Consider the following 17,649-nt stretch of genomic DNA (forward strand, 5'->3'; position numbering starts at 1 on the left):
GCGTCGGGGCTGCTGGCGTTGGACGCGTACCTGCTCTTCTTCGCCGTGGTCCTCGGCGTGAACCTGCTCCCGGCCTTCGGGCCGCCGACCTGGTCGATCATTGCGCTGTTTGCCTTCAGCGGCGAGATCGAACTGCTGCCGCTGGTCGGGCTGGGGGCGCTGGCGGCGGCGACCGGGCGCTTCGGGCTCGGCCATGCGACCCGCGCGCTGGGCACGCGCTTCCTGTCGGCGCGGCTGCGCGCGAACCTCGACGCGGCGCGGCAGGCGCTCGAGCGGCGCCGCCGCAGCGGGATCCTCGCGCTCGGGCTATTCGCGCTCTCGCCGGTGCCGTCGGCGCAATTGTTCGAGGCCGCGGGGCTCGCGCGGCTGCCGCTCCTGCCGTTCACCGTGGCCTTTTTCGCCGGGCGGATCGTGTCCTATTCGATCTACGGCCTGACTGCGCGCGAGCTCGGCTCGACCGACATGGGCGAGGTGCTGCGCGAGGAGCTGACCAGCCCGCTCGGCATCGCGCTGCAGGTGGCGATGCTCGTCGCGCTGGTGCTGCTCGCGCGGATCGACTGGCGCAAGCGTCTGGGGCTCGGCCCGGAAGATGTCGAGGGGGAAGCGAAGGAAGGCGGCGCGCCCTAGCGCTTGATCCAGCTCTTCGCCTCGTCCAGCTCGGCCACCGGGAACAGCCGGAACTCGTACGGCATCAGCGGGGCGAACAGGCGCGCCGCGCGTGCCATCCATTCGACGTCGGTCACCAGCGCCACGCGGCGGAAATCGGTCAAGTGGCCGAAGTCGAACTTGGTATCCTCCCAAGCGGCGTCGCCGGTATAGGTCGCATAGTCGTCGTCGAGCACGACCAGGCATTTGAGCTTGTCGTGCTCCTTGAGCTTCTCCTCGACCATCGGCTTGAGCGTCTCGCGATAGTCCTCGCCGGTGATGATCCCCACCGCGCGCACCGCCACGACATCGCGCGGCAGGCCCTCGATCGGCTCGAACCGGCCCGGATCGTCGGCTTCGGCGCGGGCCCAGGCCTTGGCGTCCTCGAGCTTGGCGGAGGGGAAGCGGCGGACCTTGGCCGAGACGAAGAAATTGGCGATCTCGGGCGCGATCGAGAGCAGCGGAGAATCGCCCACCACCGCGACCTTCCTCACCACCTTCTGGTGGACCCTGACGAAATTGAAGTGGCTCGAAAGCGCGCCGAGGCTGTCCCAGTGCGGCAGCTTGTCGAGCACGATGACGAGGTTGGGCACTGCATCGGTCTCGTTGATCCGCGTGTCGATCGCCGCGGCGAGCCCGGCGAAATCCTCCTTCGACAGCGCGCCCTCGGGACGCAGGATCACGAACCCTTCATGCGTCTGGTCGATATCGATCATGGACTGTCTCCTTCCGCTGCGGTGCCCCGTTATCCGCGCCCGGAGCCGCCCTGTCATTGCGCTGGATCAAATAGGACCGCCATTGCCCGACCGGCCACGATTTCCACCGCGCAATCGAACCGACCGACGGCACAAGCCGGCAGATCACCGTGTGGGACGAAACGGCGGGCGGGATGGAGCTGACCGAGCGCAGGCAGGTGGGTGATGGGGTATGAAGGCGTGCGATTTGGATTGACCGCGCTGGTGAAAGGGCAGACACCCCTGCACGGGCCGCGCCTCCAAGAGAGAGGACGCATGTCATGTCCGCTACCCGCCTGCTGCAAATCCTGCTCGTCGCCTTCGGCGCCGTGTTCTGCCTTATCTGGCCCTTGTCGATCGTGTGGCCTGCGGGCTGGACCTGGCACGAGGGGCCGGCCACGGCCTCGCATTATTACGTGATGATCCTCGGCGTCTATGCGACGCTGGGCGTGTTCCTGATCGCCGCCGCGCGCGCTCCGCTCGCCCATGCCTCGCTGATCTGGTTCACGGCGATCTCCAGCGCGGTCCACGCGGTGATCATGGCATTCCAGGCCATGGGCGATCCGATGCAACGCGGCCACCTGCTGGGCGACGTTCCCGCGCTGCTGCTGGTGACGGTGGCCTTCGCCGTGCTGCTGCCGAAGGCCCAGCGCGAGAACGCGGCGGCGAGCGCCTCGCCCGCGTGATCGAAGCGCAGGTGCAGGTCGTCGCCGGCCACAATTTCAACCTCGAGATCGAACTCACCGACGGCACGCGCTGGGAAGGCAACCCGGAGGAGGGGATGGAACTTACCGAGCGCCGCGAGATCGAGTGAGGGAGATGTGTCAGGCGACCGAGTTAGCGCGCAAGGGATGGAGAGAGTCGGAGCGTCCGCTCAGGGCGCGGAGGCGTGCAAGGCACAAATGAGCATGGTGTATCGGGAGAAAGCGGGAAGCCGTATGTGCCGGAGGGTGACTAGAAGATTTTCTTGATTATCTCGCTCGCCATGTTTTTTCCAGCACGCCAGTCGCTTGAGGTTTTAGACATGGTAAACGTCAACTTTGGATCGCCATGATAAGTTAACTTATGGTGCTTTCCATCAGAAGTGATTGAGAAACCGAATTCCTGCAGTAATTTTGTTGCTTTTGCATCAAGGTCATCTGAACTCGATAAAGTTTCTTTGAGCGCCTTCCTGCGTCGTAAAAACTCATCCGATGATCGCATCCGATCGAAAAACTCTTGCAGTACGGCTTCGCGTCGACTGCCTGACACGACCTGCTTCAAGGCTGCTTCTACGGCATCCTTAAGAAACTGTTCGCTTTCTCCGGGGAAATAATCCTGGACTGCGATGGGTTTTTTGACGCCCGCCCCACTGGTTGATGAGACTGCATTGAGATTTTGCACCTCAGTTTTTAGCTTCCCAATCTCAACTTTCAGTGCCTCATTCTGGTCTCTCAATGCCTGATTTTCGGCGTCGAACTCCCTTACAAATGCGTCAAGGTCAGTGGATCCGGCGACTTTAAGTGCTTCGATATTTTGGCGACTTTTTTCCGCCTCCAAATCGGCCCAAGAAAAGCCCGCTATCGGGAGGCGCGTAAGTAATGAAGCCCGGACAACCTCCGATGCACGCTTTCGGACATTCCATTCGTCCTCGTTATCTGGAATGATAAGAGAACGTTGTCCTGTGGGCAGATACACTCCGACGGCGCCACCATATGCATTTCGAGAGTTAGTGAAGGGCTGTATCTCTCTAGAGAAAGAGCGTGAAGGTTCGACGACAACATGCGCTAAACCACCCAGATGGCGCGCTAATGCCAACGGATCGCAAGCTAGCTCGTCCCGAAATGTGCGACTGAGGTAGACGACTGGTATGTGATTATCCGAGTCGCCATTTAGCAACCTAATCGCCATATTTTGATCAGCATTCGTGATCAGATGCGGCTTGTCACGAACCCAAAGTTCTCCATCCAACCCACCTTTTAAATGCTTCAGTAGCAGTTTAATAATTTGCGGTTTCTGAGCTTCACGCAAGTTGATATGTGTGTCAATGCTAGCTCGATCTGTTCGAATGCTTACCCACGTGGCGTCATTCCATACTCTGCTAACGACGGTGGTCGAATAGATGATGCCGTGATCTATCGCGGTGTGTTTTGCTCCTAGGCCAACTGAAGTGGAACCTTTGAGATTGATGACTTCGGCAGTCTGACTTTTGGCTTCGATCTTTTCCTTTTCCCCGGTCGCTAGCTTTTCAATATCTTCAACGGCTAAAACTCGGTGCGGCGAACCTCGAAGCCAAGTGGCGATGCAGGAAAGCACATCCGACGGGGTTCCAGACTTGAGGGGAAATTCGGCTGAGAAGGATAGCATCCTAATTACATACCACGGAGCCATTATTCTTGAAGTGAAGGATTCCAGAAATAGTGGAAAAGCGGAGTTCGTGCTGCGCGGAAAATCGCGAGGCAAATGAAATTCTATCGCCAGTATGGCTAGTCGGCCGCCCCCCCATCTCCCCAACTACACCCTAAGCTCGCTAGGCGCGGTGTGGAGCGCGACCACCTCGTGATTGGCGAGCCTTGCGGAGGGGCTTCTCCCTTCACTGCGTCGCGAGCTGGGCCGTTGAGCGTTTTACTGCCAGCTAGGATTTCTCCATCCCCACCAGCACCCGGTCGAGCGCCTGCAGGAATCGCGAGCGGTCCGCCTTGCCGAAGGGCGGCGGGCCGCCGCCCATGCCGTCCATTCCGGCGCGGAGGTCTTCCATGATCGCGCGGGTGGCGATGGCGCTGCCGATGCTGGCGGCGTCGAATTCGTTTCCGTCGTGTTTGAGCACGCGCGCGCCCGCCTTGAGGCAGCGTTCGGCCAGCAGGATGTCGGCGGTGATCACCACGCTGCGGGCGTCCGCGTGCTTCGCGATCCAGTCGTCCGCCGCATCGAAGCCGTCGCTCACCACCACGCGCCTCACCCGCTCGCTCACCGGTACGCGGAAGGGGCTGTTGCTGACCACGCGGACCTGCGCGCCGTAGCGCTCGGCGACGCGGTAGATCTCTTCCTTCACCGGGCAGGCATCGGCATCGACCAGGATGGTTGGGGGGGTGGTCTCGGGGGCGCTCATGGTCCCTCGTCTAGGCGTGCGAGAATCCGCTGCAAAGGGGAGCCGAACCCCGTCTCGACCGTTGATGGGGTAAAGCACAAGAGGAGGTCCCCATATGCAGGTGCAGTTCAATTCCGACAGTTCGGTCATGGGCACGGAAAACGTCGCCGAGCGGATCGAGGCGGCGGTTCGCGAGAAACTCGCGCGCTTTGCCGAGCGGCTGACGCGGATCGAGATCCATGTCCGCGACGAGAACGGGGCCAAGGGCGGCGCCGATGACAAGGCCTGCACGATCGAGGCGCGGCCCGCGGGCGGTCGCGCGATCGGGGTCACCGAGCACGCCGCCAAGGTCGACGATGCCGCGCGCAAGGCGGCGGCGACGCTGGCCCAGCGGCTCGACCGGCATTTCGGGAAGAGCGACCGCAACAACCACGCGCCCCGCCCTGACAAGGTGCTGTAGGGCGGCGCAACTATTTCGGAACGCGCGCGAATCCCCGCCCGTTGCCTCCCCAAAGGAGGAATTCATGGCGCGCAACACAGGCGACGATCACCGCATCGGCTCGGTCGAGGACCGCACCCAGGTCAAGAACCCCGCGACCGGCAAATGGACCAAGCGCAACCGCGAGGAAGGCTCGGCCGAGGCCGGGCAGTTCATGGACGCCAAGGCCGACGACGAACCGTTCAAGGGCGTCGCCAAGGAGCCCGACGCGCGGCGCACCGAGTAATGCCGGCCAACCGACCCTGCCGAAAGCGGAGATAGCATTATGTCCGACGACCAGCCCTCACGCGTGCTCGACGACCGGCGCGAGCGACGGCGATTGCCGCTGGTCGGGCTGGTGCTGACCGCGCTCTACCTCGTCGGGCTGGTGATCTATCTTGCCGTGCAGGGACAGAATCCCGCCGAGCTGAGGCTCAACGAGCTGGGCGATTTCCTCGGCGGGGTGTCGAGCCCGCTGGCCTTCCTGTGGCTGGTCCTCGGCTTCTTCCAGCAGAGCCGCGAGATCCGCCTGTCGTCGCAGGCGCTCCACCTGCAGGCTGCCGAAATGAAGCGCTCGGTAGACGAACACCGCAAGTTGGCGGAGGGTGGTCGAAGCAATGATTAGGTGTTTGGGACGAACCGTGCTAAATGGCCCTCGCTGACGTCGAAATTTGCGACGGATGTCGAGATTTGATTACCGCCGCTTGCCCGTTTCTTCGGGCCCCGGCGTAAACCAGGCGACGATTTCCTTTCTTCGGACGATTTGAAGCACGACCCGTTGGGCATCCCGCCTTCCGGGCACACAAGCGTTCTCGAAAGGAACCCATTATGTCGAAGACCGGCACCGTAAAATTCTTCAACCAGGACAAGGGCTACGGCTTCATCCAGCCCGACGACGGCTCGGCCGACAGCTTCGTGCACATCACCGCCGTGCAGGCGGCGGGCATGACGTCGCTCGATAAGGAGCAGCGCCTCAACTACGACGTTGAGCAGGGCCGCAACGGCAAGGAAAGCGCCGTGAACCTCTCGGCCGCCGACTGACGAATTTCTAGTCCCCTCTCGCTCCGGCGGGAGGGGATTTTTCCTTGCCGAACCACGGAGAGCTCATGGCGCAGACCTACGAATTCTATGCCGAACGCGCGGCCGCCGCCGAGGCCGCCGCCGACAATGCCACGCTCGACAATGTCCGCGAGCGCGAGATGCGTTCCGCCAAGACCTGGACCGCGCTCGCCGATCAGGCGCGCCGCGTCACGCTCCAGCGCGAGAAGACCGAGCGCGAGAAGGCCGAGGCCCGCGCGGCCGAACAGGGCTGACCGCCCCCGAAGCCGCGCCCTCGCGTCTTTCCTACCGCGGCGATCTGGGGCACTATGCCCGCATGACCCAACCCACCGCGACAGCCCGCCCGAACCGCTTGCTTCCGACGGGTGCGGCACGCCGCCGTTTTTTCTTCCCTGAACAGTGTAACACCCGGTCCATGGCCCGCCTTTGCGTGGGGATGGCGGGGCTCGCGCTCGCCGCCTGCACCCCCGATAGTGCCACCGACGGCGATCGCGCCGCGCCGACCTTCGACGGGATCGCGGCCGACGAGACCGTGAACTTCACCGGCACCGAACCGTTCTGGGGCGGCGAGGTGCGCGGCGACACGCTGACCTATTCGACCCCCGAGGACATCGAAGGCACGCAGATCGCGGTGTCGCGCTTCGCCGGGCTCGGCGGAGTGTCGTGGAGCGGCGAGCTCGACGGGCAGCCGTTCGACCTCTCGCTGACCGAAGGCGAATGCTCGGACGGGATGAGCGACCGGACCTATCCCTTCGTCGCCACGCTGTCGGTTCGCGGCGAGACCCGGCGCGGCTGCGCGTGGAGCGAGGCGCGTCCGTTCGAGGGGCCGGCAAACCCGTGATCGGGTCGGTCCCCGCCTGGCCGCGCTGGCTCGGGCTGGCGAGCCTCCTGCCGCAACTCGCCTGCCTCGCCGCGTTGTGGTTCGGCCCCGACGGCTGGCGCTGGACGGCACAGGCGCTCGCCTGGGCCTATGCCGCGCTGATCTTCAGCTTCCTCGGCGGATTGTGGTGGGGCATCGCCGCCTCGCGCATGCACGAGGGCGAGCGGGTGCCGGGCTGGCTGTGGGGCGCGAGCGTGGTCCCGAGCCTGATCGCCTTCGCCAGCTTCGTGCCATGGGTGGTCGGCGCGTCGTGGCCCGATCCCTCGCTGCTGGTGCTCGGGGTCGCGATCGTGGGGAGCCTGTGGGTCGACCGCCGGATCGCGCCGAGCGCGCCGCACTGGTGGATGCGGCTGCGCCTCCCGCTTTCGCTCGGCCTGGGACTGTCGAGCGTGCTGATTGCCTTGGCCTGACAGCGTGATTGGCTGAGCCGATCAGCGCGGAACGCAGGTGTCGCGCGTTCGTTGTTAGCCCGAACCGCAGAGGCCCGGTCGAACCGGCCCGAAGCGGGGCGACCCTCCCAAGACTGAAGGACCCAAGATGAAACCGATTACCCTTACGCTTGCCGCCGCTTCTGCCCTCGCGCTCGCCGCCTGCGCCGAAGCGCCCGACGAAGCCGAAACCGACATGGCCGCCGAAGAAGCGGCGCCGGTCGAGGATACGGCGATGACCGAAGGCACGATCGTCGAGGTCGCGCAGGGCAATGAGGATTTCTCGACCCTCGTCAGCGCGGTGACCAGCGCCGAACTGGCCGAAACGCTGTCGGGCCCCGGGCCCTACACGGTGTTCGCGCCGACCAACGCGGCCTTCGCTAAGGTGCCGCAGGCTGCGCGCGACCAGCTGATGAGCGAAGCCGGCAAGGAAGATCTCGCGGGCATTCTCACCTACCATGTCGTGCCGGGCGAGACGAACGCCGCTACGCTGACCTCCGCGATCGAAAACGCAGGCGAGGCCGGCTACACGCTGACGACCGTGAACGGCGCCACGCTGACCGCGACGGTGCAGGACGGCAATGTCGTGCTGACCGATGCCGCGGGCAATACCGCAATGGTGACAGCAACCGACGTCGCCGCCTCGAACGGCGTGATCCACGTCATCGATACGGTGCTGATGCCCGAGTAACGGCAAGCGATCCCCAACCGGAAAGGGCGGCGCCTCGGCGCCGCCTTTTTCATGTGGGGCTCAATCGCTATCGACGCCCGCGCGTTCGAGCTCCGGACCGAGCCTTCCGGTCAGCCAAAGCCACCACATCCTGAAATCGGCGGCGAGGCTCCACAGCGGATAGGTGAATGTGGCCGGCCTGTTCCGCTCGACGCGGAAATGCGCGATCCAGGCGAAGAAGTACCCTGCCAGCGGCATGGCGATCAGCCACCACCAGCGCCCGGTGGCAAGCGCGAAGACCGCGATCGCCACCACCAGCGTGGTCCCGACATAATGCAACGCGCGCGTCGCCGGCTTGCTGTGTTCGCGCAGGTAGAACGGCCAGAACGACGCGAAGTCCGAATAGGCGCGCTCCCCGGACATCAATAGAGCCCCGGAATTTCCCATTGCGCGCCGCTCCGCTTGCCGGGCTGCGGCTGCAGGAACACCCTGTCGTCGGCGCTCATCACGCTCTGGCCTTGGGTTTGCGTGGTGATCGGCGTGCACGAACGTCCGCCGAGGAAATCGAGCGCGGCCTTGATCGAGGCCTCGTTCGGATTGCCGAACGGCGTGAAAATGTCGTCGCCCGCGCGACAGGTATTGGGCATCACGCTGGCGAGGCCGGTGAAGTATTCGCCCTGGCCGTTGCGGTTCTCGAGCTTCAGCGAGACGACCCGCAGGCGATCGTCGCAGGCGGTGATGTCGAACGCTTCCTGGCCGACCGGCTTGCCGAAGCTGTTCGACCCGACCAGCGCGAGCCCGTTGCCGAGCACGGGGATCATGTTGTTGGGCACGAATTCGGAGGCCGAAGCCGTACCGCCGGTGCTGATGAACGCGATCTTCGTCGCGTTGATCGCCTGCGGTTGCGAGGAGAAGTTGATGTCTTCGTTCTCGCTCGCGCGCGACGGGCGGAAGCTGATCCGGCTCATCAGGCTGCCGGCTTGGCTTCGCGCCAGCAGGTCGGTCAGCAGCACGCCCATCGAAACGAGGCCGCCGCCATTGTAGCGCAGGTCGACGATCACCTCGGTTACGCCTTGATCGCGGAATTTCTGGAACGCGTCGCGGATGTTGGGTTCGACCGTTTCCGAACCGAAGGTCCGGAGATTGAGGTAGCCGACTTTCTTGCCGCCATCGTCGAGGACGAGAGCGCCGTAACGGTCGGAAACCGGGTCGAGGTTGTAATTGGCCTTCGCCACCGTAGCGGTGATTTCCGCGCCGCCGAGCGGACGGAACCGCAGGGTCCGCGAGGTGCCGGGCGTGGACGGGCCGAGCGCGTCGCTGACCGCCTGCGCGCCACCGCTGGCAAACAGGGCGGCGACGGTGGTGCCGTTGATCGCGAGCAATTCGGTCCCGCGGTCGAAGCCCGCCGCAAAGGCGGGGGCGTTCTCGAACGCCTCGGCGATGAACACGCGGGCGTTGGACGTATCGTAGACAAGGCGAATGCCGAAGCCTGCGGTGGCCCCGGATTCGATCCGCGCATTTTCTTCCGCGATCGAGGTGACGTAGCTGAAGTAACGATCCTTGTCCTGTGCGCGGGCAGGCGCGACCAGCGCGTCGATATAGGGCTGGATCGCGTTGAATTGCGACCGATTGACCGAGGTGTCGAGCAGGTTGGGGAACAGGTAGTTCGTATTGAACACGTTGAAGGTCGTCGCGAGACGGTTCTGGATCGAACAGGTCGCCACGGTGGGGGTCGGCGTGGGGGTCGCCCCGGTCGGGGGCGGCTCGTCGCCACCGCACGCGGCGACCAGTGCGGCGCAGGCGGTGGTGAAGGCGAAGCGGCTGGTGCGCGTGCAGGCGCGGAGCTTGGCGAGAGCCATGATGTGCGATCCCCTAGATAACTTCCCGTCAGGATGCGGGAGCTAGCGACCCGAAGCAATATGGAAAATGAACGGGATCGTCCCCACGTCGTTGCGCATTGATGGGAAAACCGGGCGTTGCAAGCTATCCACCCTCGACCGGGGGAGGGTCATCCAGCTACGCCCCCTGCAGATAACACGAAGAGGATCACGATGACCGATTGCCCCGCTTGGCTGGCGGAAAAGCTGCCCGAAGCGAAGCCGCACCACGCGCAGCTCGCTGTCGCGCAATATGCCGATGCCGAAACGCTCGGCGTGGACGGTTTCACGCTGACATCGGCTGCTTTCCAGGATGGCGGTGCGCTCGATCCGTGCTTCACGGCCGACGAGGAAGACGCTGTCGCCCCACCGCTCGAATGGACCACGCCGCCTGCGGGAACCGAAGAACTCGTGCTCGTCGCTCAGGATCCGGCGGGGCGTAACGACCAGCCGCACCTGCACTGGCTTGCCTGGGGCTTCGCGCCGCAGCAGGGTAAGCTGCTCGAGGGCGAAAGCGCACCCTTCGCCGGCAAGAATGCCGCGGGCAATTCCGAATGGCTCCTGCCCAAGCTCGATATCGGCGATCCGGCGCATGATTACGTGTTCCAGCTGTTCGCAATCGATCGTCCGCTCGGGCTGATGCCCGGCGCGGGCGCGGACGAAGTCTTCTCCGTGCTCGATGGCAACGTGCTCGGCGCAGCGGTGCTGACCGCGAAATACGAGCCCGAGGATCTCGACGATCTGCTCGGCGATGACGCGGCCGCAGCCGGCGATGATCTCGATTGGGACGCCGAGGCGTAAACCCCCTTGCGAGGAAACTGGGGGGAAAACGCCCCCCTGCCTCGACCGCGACTTGCCACAGGCGTATCGCAAAGTCGCCAAATTATAGGGAGACTACACAATGGCCGCCAAGAACAACGCACTCGCCAAGCCGGTGAACCTTTCGCCGCAGCTCGAAGAGGTGGTCGGCAAGGGGCCGATGCCGCGTAGCCAGGTGACTTCGAAGGTGTGGGAATACATCAAGAAGCACGACCTGCAGGCGTCCGACGACAAGCGCATGATCGAGCCCGACGCCAAGCTGGGCGGCGTGATCGGCACCGAGAAGATCTCGATGTTCAAGATGACCGCCGCGGTGTCGAAGCACCTCAGCTAAGTCGTCAAGGCAATCAAATGACTGGGCGGGTGCGGCCTCAGCGGCTGCGCTCGCCCTTTTTCTTGGGTGCGAACGGCCAATCCACCGCCTTCGAGACCCACAGCGCCAGCCAGACCAGCAGCGGTTGCGCGAACATGCGCGGGACGTGGTAGCCGAGCCCCCAGCCACCGTCCGGACGCGCCATGTCCATCGCGAAATGGTTGATATTTGCAGGAAACACACAGGCGGCATAGAGTGCGAGTCCCCAGCCGCCGGCACGGCGCAGGCGTCCGGACCAAGGCTGGAGCAACACGATCGCGCCCGCCAGTTCGGCCACTCCGGTGAGGGCGATGACGGCGTCCGGCAACGGGACCCAGCCCGGCGTGATGGCAAGGAATGGGGCCGGATCGACGAGATGGCGAAAGCCGGCAAAGGCATAGAAGGCAGCGAGAAGCCAGCGCAGGCCCGTGCGGATCACGCTGCACTCTCGCCGGGCGCCCAGCCGGGCGGCGCAAGCTCGAAACCGTCGAACTCGAAGCCCGGCGCGACCACGCAGCTGACGAGGACATAGCCATGCGCCCCGTCCGCCGCGCTTCGCGCCGCCTGCCAGTGTCCGGAAGGAATGACGTGCTGGACCTGATCGCCGGCGAGAATGTCCGGACCGAGACGGTGTTGTGTCGTCGGCCCCGAATCGGTCGTCGCGACCGACAGTTCGAGCGGATCGCCCGCATGCCAGAGCCAGATCTCAGTCGCATCCACCCGGTGCCAATGCGATGCCTGGCCCGCCTCGAGCAGGAAATGGATCGCGGTGGACCCTGCGCGGGCGCCATGGTCTGCCGGTGCCCGCCAGGTTTCGCGATACCAACCGCCTTCGGGGTGCGGCTGCAGCGACAGCCGTTCGATCAGGTCCCCTGCATTCGCCATGCTGCGGGAGTTAGCGCCGGCTTTCGAGTTTGGACAGGACCCGGACGAAAAAGGCGGTCGACCAGCCGAGCATGAGCACGCCGATGATGCCCTCCGATGCCGCGATCATTCGCCAGCTCGGATCGATGTAATTGTCGGTGAAACCGAGCGTGGCATAGGTGATCGACGAGAAATATATCGCGGTGTCGAGGTCGGGCACTGCTCCGATTGCCGAGTAGAGGAAGGCGAAGGCCCAGATTTCGGCGAAGTGCAAGCCGAAGATCGCGAGAACGATACCCACGACCACGATCCCGCCGCGGATCGAGAGTGGCTCGTACCGTTCGAACCGATAGTGGCGTTCGGAACTTCCTTCTTTCTCGCGCTCTTCCGCATTCTGCTCGCGCGTGAGCAAATTGCTGAGCGAGAACAGGCCGACCCCGTGGATCAGCACCGCAACGACGATCATCACCGCACTGAGTGCCAGCTGCGACGTCATGGACGGCGTCAGGCTGAACAGGTGGCTCCCCTCGGCGCCGATATCCATGTCAGGTCTCTTCAGGGGGGCGCCCCCCGGCCATCAGGTGCTGAACTGGCCGCTGGTTGCTCGAACGGTCGGAGGCCGAAGCGCTAGCTTGCCGGTCGTGGTCTTCCATCAGCCTTCGTCGTCGCCGTCCACGTGCTCGGGGAGGCCGTCGCGATCGGTCGAGGCATAATCCTCGAGCTCGTCTTCGGACATGCTGTCGTACATCTGCTTGGACGCGCCCTGGAGCTCTGAGACCTTGGTCTCGCCGCGCTTGGCGGAAAGGGCGGCACCGGCCGCGCGTTGCTGGGCCTTCGACTTCGCTGGCATCAGGTTTTCTCCTTCAGTTCCGAGCCGCGTTTCAGCACTTCGTCGCCGTCGTCCTGCCTGATCAAATAGGCCGGATTGGCCTCGTCGCCGTGCTTTGTGACTTCGGTGCCCTGCAGAGTGCGCGTGACTTCGCGCTCGAACCGTTCCTTGATCTGGCCCGATCCTGTGCCGTTACCCCAGTTCCACTCGACATGCTGGTCGGCCTGGAAACTGTTCGCTTTGCTCACCCGTCTACTCCGCCGGTGCGGCCGTGCTCGAAACGCTCGGTTCGGGTTCGTCCCCGGACGAAGACGCGGCGCCTGTCATCCAGGTGATCGATAGGGCGACAATCGCGATCAGCAGGCCGATGAGCAGCACCCACCGGACAACGCCGCTGCTGCTGCCGCCGCGGACCTCGTCGGTCTCGACGTGGATCTCTTCGCCTTCCTTGCGCATTTCAAGTCCTCCCGTTCGTATCGCTACGCAAAGGAAATGCACCGGGATCGGGCGGGTTCCTGACTGTCTCGGCTAGGCGCGCAGCAGCTCGTTGATCCCGGTCTTCTCGCGGGTTTGCGCATCGACGGTCTTGACGATGACCGCGCAGGCGAGACCCGGTCCGCCATCTTTGCCCGGCAGCGATCCCGGGACGACCACCGAAAATGGCGGGATATGGCCGCGGATCACCTCTCCGGTGTCGCGATAGACGATCTTGGTCGACTGGGTGATGAAGACGCCCATCGCCACCACGCAGCCTTCGCCCACGATCACGCCCTCGACGATTTCGGAGCGCGCGCCGATGAAGCAATTGTCGCCGATGATCGTCGGATTGGCCTGCATCGGCTCGAGCACTCCGCCGATCCCCGCACCCGCCGAGATATGGCAATTCTCGCCGATCTGCGCGCAGGAGCCGATCGAGGCCCAGGTGTCGACCATCGTGCCCTTGCCGACATGGGCACCGATATTGACGAAGCTGGGCATCAGCACGCAGTCGGGCGCGATATAGCTGCCCTCGCGGGCGATCGCACCGGGAACGACCCGGAAGCCAGCGTCGCGGAAGCGGGCTTCGTCCCACCCGGCGAACTTGCTCGGCACCTTGTCGAACGCGGGATGGCCCGCGCTGCCGCCTTCCATGACGCGGTTGTCGTTGAGGCGGAAGGACAGCAACACCGCCTTCTTGAGCCACTGGTTGACGGTCCAGCCTCCCTTGCCGTCGGGTTCGGCAACGCGACCCTCGCCGCTGTCGAGCATGGCAAGCGCGCGTTCGACCGCGGTCCGGATCGCGTCGTCGCTGGAATCGAGGTCTGCACGGTTTTCCCATGCGGCTTCGATGGTCTGGGCGAGGGTGTCGGTCATGCGATCGCTTTCAGCAAATGGGTTCTCGTTCGGCGCGCTAACGCCTCGGGTGCCGGGCGGCAAGCGCGTCCGGCGCGGGAACTGGGGCGTATCCGTTAAGGTTCTAGGTATCAGCGCCGTGCTAGACCCGCGTGAAGGTCGGCAGTTTCCGGGATGACGCAAATGAGCTTGAAACGTGGATGGAAGGTGCGCGCGGGTGCCTGCGCGGCGGTGATCGCCCTGCTGGCCGCCTGTGGCGGCGGTTCCCCGCCTCGCTCGACGCCGGCCCCGACGCCCACGCCAACCGCAACCCCCACGCCGACGCCGACCCCCACGCCGACCCCGACGCCCACTCCGGCAAGCGTGTTCAACACGTCCGAATATCGTCGTTCGGATGGACCGGCCGACCACAATGCGATTGCCGCCTGGCAACAGGGCGCGACCGGCGCCGGGGTCGCGATCGCCATCATCGATACCGGGATCGACAGCGACAGTCCCGAATTCGCGGGTCGCATCCTTCCGGCCTCGCGCGATGTCGCCGGCAGCCGGGGGATCGACCAGGAGGACGACCACGGAACCAATGTCGCGCTCGTCGCCGCGGCGGCGCGTAACAATACCGGGGTCATGGGCATCGCCTACGAGGCGAACCTGCTGGTGTTGCGGGCCGATTTCCCGGGCACCTGCGCCGATGTGTCGGACGATGGAGGCACCAATTGCAGCCTGCGCGACAGCGATATCGCGGTCGGGATCCAATACGCGACCGACAACGGCGCGAAGATCATCAATCTCTCGCTCGGGGGTGGCAATCCCAGCCAGGCGGTTCGCACCGCCGTCCAGCGCGCGGTCGCCGCCGGCGTGGTGGTGATCGTTTCCTCGGGCAATGACGGCCTCGGATCGCCCGACAACTTCGCGGCCGGGATATCGGACGTCGGGAGCGGCGGCGTGATGATCGTCGGCTCGGTCGACGAGGGCGGCAATATCTCGTCCTTCTCGAACCGGGCCGGGACCTACATTTCCTCGTTCCTGACCGCCCGGGGCGAGCGGATCTGCTGCGTCTACGAGAACGGCGTGCTGAAGACCGAGACCGACAATACCGGGACCTACGTCTACCTTTTCTCGGGCACGAGCTTTGCCGCGCCGCAGGTGGCGGGCGCCGCGGCGCTGCTCTTCCAAGCGTTTCCGAACCTCAGCGGGCAGGATGTCGTCGAACTCCTGCTCGACACCGCGCGCGATGCCGGGGCAACCGGCGACGACGACGTCTACGGACAGGGGATCCTCGATATCGCCGCGGCCTTCGCGCCGCAGGGCACTTTGTCGCTCGCCGATACGCGGGTGGCGATGGCGCTGACCGACAGCACGCTGGTCGGTGCGCCGGCGATGGGCGATGCGCTGGCCGGGGCGTCGATGCCGGTCACGCTGCTCGACAAGTACGAACGTGCCTACAGTTCCGATCTCGGCGCGCGCGCCCTGGGCGCACAGGTCGCGCCGAAGCTGGAAGGCGCGTTGCGCGACGATCTGCGCCATGTGGGTCTCGGTAGCGACGCGCTATCGCTCTCCTTCGCGATCGACGGCACCGCACTGCGTTCGCCGTGGGGCGGGCGGCTGTCGCTGTCCGCCGAGGATGCCGAACAGGCCCGCGTGCTGGCGGCTCGCGTGGCCGCGAGGATCGCACCCGATACGCAAATGGGCGTCGCCTTCCGGCAGGGCGCACAGGGGCTCGTCGCGCAATTGCAGGGCCAGTCGCGCCCAGCCTTCCTGATCGCTTCGGGCGGGCAGGACGATACCGGTTTTGCATTGGGCGACACGATGAGCTTCGCGCTGCGACGCGATCTCGGCGATCTTGGTCTGACGCTGAGCGCGGAAAGTGGGACGGTGCTGGCCGGCGCGCGCGGGCGGTTCGCGGCGGATTTCGCCCGCAGCCGCGCCGAGGGCAACGCGATCCGTTTCGGAGCTTCGCTCGACGGCGATTACGGGCCCCTGACCGCGACGCTCGGAGCCAGCTGGCAGCGCGAGGACCGCACGGTGCTCGGCGCGCGCTTCCACGAGGCGCTCGGCGTCGGCGGGGCGGACAGCCTGTTCGTCGATGCCGATTTGCGCTTCGAAGCGGGCGACGGCTGGCGATTAGGCGGCGCCTTCCGGCAGGGTTGGACCTTCGCGCAGGGCACGCGCCTGGCGAGCAACGGCTGGGCGCTGGACCTCGAAAAGCGCGGCGTGCTGGGAAGGGATGACGGGATCGCCTTTCGCCTTTCGCAACCAATGCGCGTCGCCGATGGCGGGATCGACCTGACGCTGCCGGTCTATTGGGACTACGCCACACGCAGCGCGACGGTGGCGACCCGGTCGCTCGCGCTGGCGCCGACCGGTCGCGAGATCACCGGCGAGCTCGCCTGGCGCAGTCCGTTCCTCGGCGGCAATGCCAGCGCGAGCCTGTTCTACCGGACCGATCCGGGGCACTATGCCGACTTGCGCGACGATCCGGGCGTCGCGATCCGCTGGTCGCGCGAATTCTAGCGCCTAGGCGCCCGCCTTCTTCGCGAAATCCCACGCCAGTTCGGCCAGCGGGCCGACGCGCTCGCTCATCGCCTTGGCGTGCGCGGAGGACGCGGTGCCGTCGATCACGCGCTTCTTGATGCCCTGCATGATCCCGGCGAGGCGGAAGAAGTTGTAGGCGAAATACCAGTTCATGTCGGGCACGCTGTCGCGATCCGTGGCGGCGCAATAGCGCGCGACGATCTCGTCGAGTTCGGGGATGCCGAGCGCCGCTCGGTCAAGGTCGAGCACGCCCGACCGCCCGCCATTGTCGGTCACCCAGGCAAGACAGAAATAGGTGAAGTCGGCCAGCGGATCGCCAAGCGTCGACAGCTCCCAGTCGAGCACGGCGAGCACTTGCGGAGAGCCCTTGGCCCAGATCATGTTGTCGATCCGGTAGTCGCCATGGACCACCGAGGTCCGGGTCTGCTCGGGCACGGTGCGGGGGAGGTATTCGATCAGACCTTCCATCGGCTCGAGCGTGTCGGTCTCGCTCATCCGGTACTGCTTGGTCCAACGGCCGATCTGGCGCTCGAAATAATTGCCCGGCTTGCCGTAATCGGTAAGCCCGGCCTGCTTGAGGTCGACCGCGTGGAGCTGCGCCAGCACGTCGGTCATCGCGAAATAATGCACGCGTCGCTCCTCGGGCGAATGATCGGGCATCGCGCCGTTCCAGATCGAATGTCCATCGACCATCCCCATCACGTAGAACATCGCGCCGATGACGCTTTCGTCCTCGCACAGCCCGTATTGCGGGGCGACGGGGAAGCCGACCTTTTCGAGCCCCGACTGGACGCGGAATTCGCGATCGACCGCATGCGCGCTCGGCAATAGTTTCCCGAACGGCTTGCGCCGGAGCACGTAGTCGCGGTTGGGGGTCGACAGCTTGTAGGTCGGGTTGGACTGGCCGCCCTTGAACTTGGCCTGCGACAGCGGGCCTTCGAAGCCGTCGACATTGGCCGTCATCCACTCGGCGAGCCGGTCGAGATCGAGGACGTCCTGGCCCTGCGGCTCGGTGGTGCCGGTGAATTCGGCCTGCGCGTCGATGGGGGGCGTGATCTGGGTCATGCAGAGCTTCTATCCGTT

At 65.0% G+C, this 17,649-nt stretch carries 27 protein-coding genes; 14 read left to right on the forward strand and 13 right to left on the reverse strand.

The features are described from left to right. The first annotated feature begins 18 nt into the window (after positions 1–18). Positions 19–627: a hypothetical protein gene (locus tag IEW49_RS01460; RefSeq protein WP_188641011.1), complete on the forward strand. Its 609-nt coding sequence runs from the start codon at positions 19–21 to the stop codon at positions 625–627. Here IEW49_RS01460 and IEW49_RS01465 read toward each other — a convergent pair. Further along, complete coding sequence (locus tag IEW49_RS01465; protein WP_188641012.1) at positions 624–1,361, reverse strand: SpoIIAA family protein; 738 nt, start codon at positions 1,359–1,361, stop codon at positions 624–626. The genes IEW49_RS01460 and IEW49_RS01465 overlap by 4 nt on opposite strands. A 299-nt stretch (positions 1,362–1,660) precedes the next feature. On the opposite strand from IEW49_RS01465, the gene IEW49_RS01470 reads away from it, so the two are divergent. Continuing rightward, positions 1,661–2,065, forward strand: coding sequence for a DUF6632 domain-containing protein (locus IEW49_RS01470; protein WP_188641013.1), 405 nt, complete (start codon positions 1,661–1,663; stop codon positions 2,063–2,065). Further along, positions 2,062–2,193 carry a hypothetical protein gene (locus tag IEW49_RS13210; protein WP_268235611.1) on the forward strand — a complete coding sequence of 44 codons (132 nt, stop codon included), beginning with the start codon at positions 2,062–2,064 and terminating at the stop codon, positions 2,191–2,193. Before IEW49_RS01470 ends, IEW49_RS13210 begins: the two co-directional genes overlap by 4 nt. A gap of 140 nt (positions 2,194–2,333) precedes the next feature. On the opposite strand, the gene IEW49_RS01475 is transcribed toward IEW49_RS13210, so the two are convergent. Both IEW49_RS01475 and IEW49_RS01480 read right to left on the reverse strand, forming a co-directional pair. Continuing rightward, a complete protein-coding gene (locus tag IEW49_RS01475) occupies positions 2,334–3,749 on the reverse strand; it encodes a hypothetical protein (RefSeq protein WP_188641014.1) in 1,416 nt (471 codons plus the stop codon). 244 nt (positions 3,750–3,993) lie between these two features. Continuing rightward, entirely contained in the window at positions 3,994–4,467 is a 474-nt protein-coding gene (locus IEW49_RS01480; protein WP_188641015.1) for a YaiI/YqxD family protein, read from the reverse strand. 94 nt (positions 4,468–4,561) lie between these two features. Here IEW49_RS01480 and IEW49_RS01485 point away from each other — a divergent pair, with 94 nt between their 5' ends. From IEW49_RS01485 to IEW49_RS01520, 8 genes are all read left to right on the forward strand, one after another. After that, a complete protein-coding gene (locus IEW49_RS01485) occupies positions 4,562–4,906 on the forward strand; it encodes an HPF/RaiA family ribosome-associated protein (RefSeq protein WP_188641016.1) in 345 nt (114 codons plus the stop codon). Between the two features lie 64 nt (positions 4,907–4,970). After that, a complete protein-coding gene (locus IEW49_RS01490; protein ID WP_188641017.1) occupies positions 4,971–5,171 on the forward strand; it encodes a hypothetical protein in 201 nt (66 codons plus the stop codon). A gap of 39 nt (positions 5,172–5,210) precedes the next feature. Continuing rightward, positions 5,211–5,549: a hypothetical protein gene (locus IEW49_RS01495; protein ID WP_188641018.1), complete on the forward strand. Its 339-nt coding sequence runs from the start codon at positions 5,211–5,213 to the stop codon at positions 5,547–5,549. Between the two features lie 203 nt (positions 5,550–5,752). Then, complete coding sequence (locus IEW49_RS01500) at positions 5,753–5,965, forward strand: cold-shock protein (RefSeq protein ID WP_188641019.1); 213 nt, start codon at positions 5,753–5,755, stop codon at positions 5,963–5,965. 65 nt (positions 5,966–6,030) lie between these two features. Then, positions 6,031–6,237, forward strand: a complete 207-nt coding sequence (locus IEW49_RS01505; RefSeq protein WP_188641020.1) for a hypothetical protein — start codon at positions 6,031–6,033, stop codon at positions 6,235–6,237. Positions 6,238–6,398: 161 nt separating this feature from the next. Further along, on the forward strand, positions 6,399–6,824 hold the full coding sequence (locus IEW49_RS01510) for a COG3650 family protein (protein WP_229658036.1): 426 nt from the start codon (positions 6,399–6,401) through the stop codon (positions 6,822–6,824). Then, positions 6,821–7,273 carry a DUF3429 domain-containing protein gene (locus IEW49_RS01515; protein ID WP_188643218.1) on the forward strand — a complete coding sequence of 151 codons (453 nt, stop codon included), beginning with the start codon at positions 6,821–6,823 and terminating at the stop codon, positions 7,271–7,273. Before IEW49_RS01510 ends, IEW49_RS01515 begins: the two co-directional genes overlap by 4 nt. A 127-nt stretch (positions 7,274–7,400) precedes the next feature. Next, on the forward strand, positions 7,401–7,982 hold the full coding sequence (locus IEW49_RS01520) for a fasciclin domain-containing protein (protein WP_188641021.1): 582 nt from the start codon (positions 7,401–7,403) through the stop codon (positions 7,980–7,982). A 60-nt stretch (positions 7,983–8,042) separates the two neighbouring features. Here the strand turns inward: IEW49_RS01520 and IEW49_RS01525 are convergent, their stop codons facing one another. After that, positions 8,043–8,384 carry an Mpo1-like protein gene (locus tag IEW49_RS01525; RefSeq protein WP_188641022.1) on the reverse strand — a complete coding sequence of 114 codons (342 nt, stop codon included), beginning with the start codon at positions 8,382–8,384 and terminating at the stop codon, positions 8,043–8,045. Then, positions 8,384–9,820: a S41 family peptidase gene (locus IEW49_RS01530; RefSeq protein WP_188641023.1), complete on the reverse strand. Its 1,437-nt coding sequence runs from the start codon at positions 9,818–9,820 to the stop codon at positions 8,384–8,386. Before IEW49_RS01530 ends, IEW49_RS01525 begins: the two co-directional genes overlap by 1 nt. 192 nt (positions 9,821–10,012) lie before the next feature. Here IEW49_RS01530 and IEW49_RS01535 point away from each other — a divergent pair, with 192 nt between their 5' ends. Continuing rightward, complete coding sequence (locus IEW49_RS01535) at positions 10,013–10,639, forward strand: YbhB/YbcL family Raf kinase inhibitor-like protein (protein ID WP_188641024.1); 627 nt, start codon at positions 10,013–10,015, stop codon at positions 10,637–10,639. 100 nt (positions 10,640–10,739) lie between these two features. Continuing rightward, the gene (locus tag IEW49_RS01540; RefSeq protein ID WP_160615129.1) at positions 10,740–10,991 is read left to right on the forward strand and encodes an SWIB/MDM2 domain-containing protein; all 252 of its coding nucleotides are present in this window, start codon (positions 10,740–10,742) and stop codon (positions 10,989–10,991) included. 37 nt (positions 10,992–11,028) lie between these two features. Here the strand turns inward: IEW49_RS01540 and IEW49_RS01545 are convergent, their stop codons facing one another. The 7 genes from IEW49_RS01545 to dapD form a co-directional block, all read right to left on the reverse strand. After that, positions 11,029–11,448, reverse strand: coding sequence for a DoxX family protein (locus IEW49_RS01545; protein ID WP_188641025.1), 420 nt, complete (start codon positions 11,446–11,448; stop codon positions 11,029–11,031). Then, positions 11,445–11,894, reverse strand: coding sequence for a cupin domain-containing protein (locus tag IEW49_RS01550; RefSeq protein ID WP_188641026.1), 450 nt, complete (start codon positions 11,892–11,894; stop codon positions 11,445–11,447). The genes IEW49_RS01545 and IEW49_RS01550 overlap by 4 nt, the downstream gene beginning before the upstream one ends. A gap of 10 nt (positions 11,895–11,904) precedes the next feature. Then, a complete protein-coding gene (locus IEW49_RS01555; protein ID WP_188641027.1) occupies positions 11,905–12,417 on the reverse strand; it encodes an ion channel in 513 nt (170 codons plus the stop codon). A gap of 108 nt (positions 12,418–12,525) precedes the next feature. Next, the gene (locus IEW49_RS01560; protein WP_188641028.1) at positions 12,526–12,723 is read right to left on the reverse strand and encodes a DUF3008 family protein; all 198 of its coding nucleotides are present in this window, start codon (positions 12,721–12,723) and stop codon (positions 12,526–12,528) included. Next, complete coding sequence (locus IEW49_RS01565) at positions 12,723–12,950, reverse strand: hypervirulence associated TUDOR domain-containing protein (protein ID WP_188641029.1); 228 nt, start codon at positions 12,948–12,950, stop codon at positions 12,723–12,725. Before IEW49_RS01565 ends, IEW49_RS01560 begins: the two co-directional genes overlap by 1 nt. A gap of 4 nt (positions 12,951–12,954) precedes the next feature. After that, on the reverse strand, positions 12,955–13,158 hold the full coding sequence (locus IEW49_RS01570; protein WP_188641030.1) for a hypothetical protein: 204 nt from the start codon (positions 13,156–13,158) through the stop codon (positions 12,955–12,957). A gap of 72 nt (positions 13,159–13,230) precedes the next feature. After that, on the reverse strand, positions 13,231–14,055 hold the full coding sequence (gene dapD, locus IEW49_RS01575) for a 2,3,4,5-tetrahydropyridine-2,6-dicarboxylate N-succinyltransferase (protein WP_188641031.1): 825 nt from the start codon (positions 14,053–14,055) through the stop codon (positions 13,231–13,233). Between the two features lie 162 nt (positions 14,056–14,217). On the opposite strand from dapD, the gene IEW49_RS01580 reads away from it, so the two are divergent. Beyond that, complete coding sequence (locus IEW49_RS01580; protein WP_188641032.1) at positions 14,218–16,545, forward strand: S8 family peptidase; 2,328 nt, start codon at positions 14,218–14,220, stop codon at positions 16,543–16,545. A 3-nt stretch (positions 16,546–16,548) separates the two neighbouring features. Here IEW49_RS01580 and IEW49_RS01585 read toward each other — a convergent pair whose 3' ends face one another. Continuing rightward, on the reverse strand, positions 16,549–17,631 hold the full coding sequence (locus tag IEW49_RS01585; protein ID WP_188641033.1) for a phosphotransferase family protein: 1,083 nt from the start codon (positions 17,629–17,631) through the stop codon (positions 16,549–16,551). Between the last annotated feature and the right edge of the window lie 18 nt (positions 17,632–17,649).

The sequence above is a fragment of the Pseudoblastomonas marina genome (assembly GCF_014641655.1).
Lineage (GTDB): Bacteria > Pseudomonadota > Alphaproteobacteria > Sphingomonadales > Sphingomonadaceae > Alteriqipengyuania_A > Alteriqipengyuania_A marina.